This is a genomic window from Tunicatimonas sp. (assembly GCF_049647865.1).
GTDB lineage: Bacteria > Bacteroidota > Bacteroidia > Cytophagales > Cyclobacteriaceae > Tunicatimonas.
In genome coordinates this window covers 1-3580 of record NZ_JBARYM010000235.1, presented here as the reverse complement: position 1 = coordinate 3580, position 3580 = coordinate 1, and the positions used below count along the sequence as shown (strand labels likewise).

Genomic DNA, 3580 nt, shown 5'->3' with positions numbered 1-3580 from the left:
TATTCCTAGACCTTAAACGTAGTTTTATTATTTGTTTAAAAGAGTGCCACAATTATTGGCACTCTTTTTTTATCTACTAACCTATCCGTAATTTTGTAGAAGTGTAATCAAACAAATCGTTTATGTTTGGCCTGTTCAAAAAGAAGAAAACTGCTCCTGCTCCCATTCTCGCCGACTTGAATAATGAATCTTTGCAAGAGGGAGATATCGTTCAATCATTACGCTACGAGTTAGGCAAATGCCGAGTAATTGCTACCGATAAAGGGTTAGCTTACGAATCATTAGAAAATGGGAAGCAAGTAGGCTGGCACCTAATGGTAGATGCCTCTACCGATTTACAAAAAGTACGAAAAGAAACACAGAGACCAATAGACAATTGATAGTGGATAATTGAAAATGACTAAAGATCAATGACAACCAACAATCAGCAATTGAGCAATTGAATTATTCATTCTTAACTTCATCAGTAGCCAGTAGTTGCCTTAATTCATTCAGTGCCGCTACATTCTTGGGATGGCGGATGTTTTCAAGGATATTATTCTTTTCCCGAGTGGTGAGGCGCCAGCTTAGCGACGGTCGTTCCAGCGTACGCCGGTCGGGGTTGAGTAGCTTCCAACTTTTAGGTACCTCAGAAGTATATTCCAGGTAAATACTGTGCATATCTACGTCTAGCCACGAACGGGCAAACTCAATCCGGTCGTCGTTGCTAATATCCTGAATGTTGAACAGATTATCGTAGAAAAAGCGGAACGGAGCAACCATCCGCTCAATCAGCGAGGCACTGCTCGGAGCCTCAATATCTTCAATCTTTTCGGAATCGCGAATGTTTAGTAGTACTACTCCCGAGGTATGCGTATTAATCCACTCCCGAAACACAAACATAAACCGTAGCGCGTCCGAGATACCAAAATTATCAGTCATACCCGCATCCATAATCTGGATAGCCGGAGAAGTAGGTAGCGTTACGTTGGGCGTTACGTAAGGAAAAGCAGCGTTCATCCGCAATGCGGTGAGAAAGCGCAAACTATCGGCGCGCTGCTGCGCTAGTAACCGACGAAAATCAACCCCTTTAATAATTGAGCGGTGGTTGTGTTTTTCGTGCGGTAACCGGATGTGCATATACGAAACGTTTTGGGGCGAGATATACAGCTTACGACCATCATTCACAATAGCTGGGGTAAGCATAATCATTGGAATTTCGGCGTTCTGTTCGGGCACCCGGTAATCACTTAGCTGCTTATCCAGCACATGATGAGTATTTTCGTTGAACTGCTCCTCGAAGGCGTAACCCCGATCCTTCGTATAAGAAAAACCACTGTAAGAGAACATCTGGTTGCCCACCATCAAATCATTTACCAGCAATGTGAAGATAATTGGGTTTAGATTATCCTGGGCAATGAGCCGGGCATAATACGGGTCATAAATAGATGGTTGTTCCGATGCATTGTTACGGGCCAGCACAATAGGCAAATCTGTTTTGGCCCGCTGCTGTTGAGCCTGCCACGCTAGTTCCCGGAAATAAGCCGCTCCAATTAGCCCCCCCGAAGCTCCGGTGAAAAGTCGAGTATGATTAACTAACCCTCCTTGGGTAATGCTATCGGCGTGCTGCAAAGCTACCGTGGTCCACATAGCTGAACGAAGCCCTCCCCCGCTAGCGCAGACCAGCACCATCTTCGGACGATAATCAGTACTGGTAGCGTATTGGTCGTACATACGTTCGTACCAAGTATCTAGTATCTTTTCAGTGGCTTGGTAGTCCTGATTATAGCAGCTAGTATCGTTAAGAGCTTTTAAGCGAGCGAGTGAATACTCGGCTTCGGTGGTCGTATAGTCTAAACCAAACGCCCGATACGAATTCTCCCCCCATTCGTAGCGGACAAACATATTTAGTAAAAAGAAGCCGATAATCACTGCGGTGGTGGCCCAACCCTTCAGCCAAAATGAAACCGCACCGGTCATCATAAGAACCACCGTCATGAACAATAGGATGCTAGCGGCAGCGGGAATCTGAACCAATGGATTGCTACTAAAAATCCCTAACACCAGAATCAGCGCAAAAATGAAGAGTTCAATAACCACTGAGTTGAAGTGGTTCTGATTAAATACCTGCAAAACTAATGATTTGTCGTGCCGAACTGCGGGGGCTTCCCGCAACCGAAAACTCAAATCCAGGTAATTATCTACTCGACGGCCGCCCTTCTTGGTTTCCTTCCAGTTACCCATGATGCGAACGCGAGAAACCTTTACTTTTTTCAACTTCCGATTCACCGTAGAAGCCAGCAGTCGTACAATGTCTTGATTCGTCCACCGGAAATACTCAAATGTTAATAAAACAATGAGTACAAGCCCACAGAAGAATCCAGTAATTTTTTCGGCAATTCCTACGAAGTTGTTGTATTCGTTGGCCAACTGGAAGTTGATTAGACAAAGAAGATAAATACCTAAGAAGAAAAGCGGAACCAAGCTATTATTCAGCGCAAATTTGGCGAAAGGGCGCGATAAGGTACCGACAAACCCAAACCCGGGGCCATCCAGAATATAGCAAGTAATATGGTAAGCCATCGTAAATCCACCAAAGGCCATACCAACCAGAAGGAAACTAAAAAAATCGATCTTACCGAGGTATTCGGGGTCGAGAAAGAGATAAGGTATGCCCAGGTTTTTACCAAACTGCCCAATGACGATAGAAGTCAGTAATATCCAGCAGAGCAATAGCAGTTGGTTCTTCCGAATATGCAGAATGAGCAACTGCACCGGAAGTGAGTAATATACTGGCTCCACGATATTTTTCATCAACTTCCTCACCACATATTCATAACGTATCTCTTATTGCTTGAGTATTCTCTAATAGTTACAGGGGCTATATTTTTCAAGTTTTAGGCTATAGGTTATATCTATTCTTAAAACTTGTAACTATAAACTTTGAACTTGCAACTATAAACTCTAGCTTCAAGAACTGTACCCTACTTACTACCAGTATACAATTCGTACTCTAATAGTTGAGAAGGTAACTTTCCGTTAAGAAATTCTTGCTTTCTACTGGTTTTCAGGCCGATCTTTTTAGCTAATTCTCGGTTAGCCGTAAATACATATCCGTAGTATCCGGTTCCTTGTTGCTTGAAGAAATCTCCGATTCGGGCGTATAGCGACTCTAGCTTGCGTTCCTCTCCTAAGCGGGTGCCATAGGGTGGATTAATCACGATGGCAGGTTTTCCGACTGATGATTTCTTTACTTCTGGAACGGGAGTTTCAGCGAAGTCGCTTAGCTGAAACTGTATAAGGTGACTAACCCCGGCCGCTCGGGCATTTTTCTTCGCTGATTCAAGTGCATGCGGGTTATCATCGGTAGCGATAATATTTCGCTCGGCTTCTCGCCTTGACTGTTGATTAAGCTTCATATCCTGTCGCAGCCGCCGCCAGATACCACTTTGATACGATTTTAAGTGCATGAAGCTGTAATTGCCTCGGATCAGTCCGGGATAGGTATTCTGCTGCATAAGGGCTGCTTCAATGGCAATGGTGCCACTACCGCACATTGGGTTTATCAGGGGTTGAGAAGGGTGCCACTGGGTAGATAGTA

Annotated in this window: 3 protein-coding genes; 1 reads left to right on the top strand and 2 read right to left on the bottom strand. The window is 44.3% G+C overall.

From position 1 onward, the window contains the following. Window positions 1-122 precede the first annotated feature (122 nt). A complete protein-coding gene (locus tag WBA23_RS07280; protein WP_424581611.1) occupies window positions 123-380 on the top strand; it encodes a hypothetical protein in 258 nt (85 codons plus the stop codon). A gap of 64 nt (window positions 381-444) precedes the next feature. On the opposite strand, the gene WBA23_RS07275 is transcribed toward WBA23_RS07280, so the two are convergent. Then, window positions 445-2793, bottom strand: coding sequence for a patatin-like phospholipase family protein (locus WBA23_RS07275; protein WP_424581609.1), 2349 nt, complete (start codon window positions 2791-2793; stop codon window positions 445-447). Window positions 2794-2963: 170 nt separating this feature from the next. Continuing rightward, window positions 2964-3580: THUMP domain-containing class I SAM-dependent RNA methyltransferase (locus WBA23_RS07270; RefSeq protein ID WP_424581608.1), on the bottom strand; the 617-nt coding region annotated here is incomplete at its 5' end.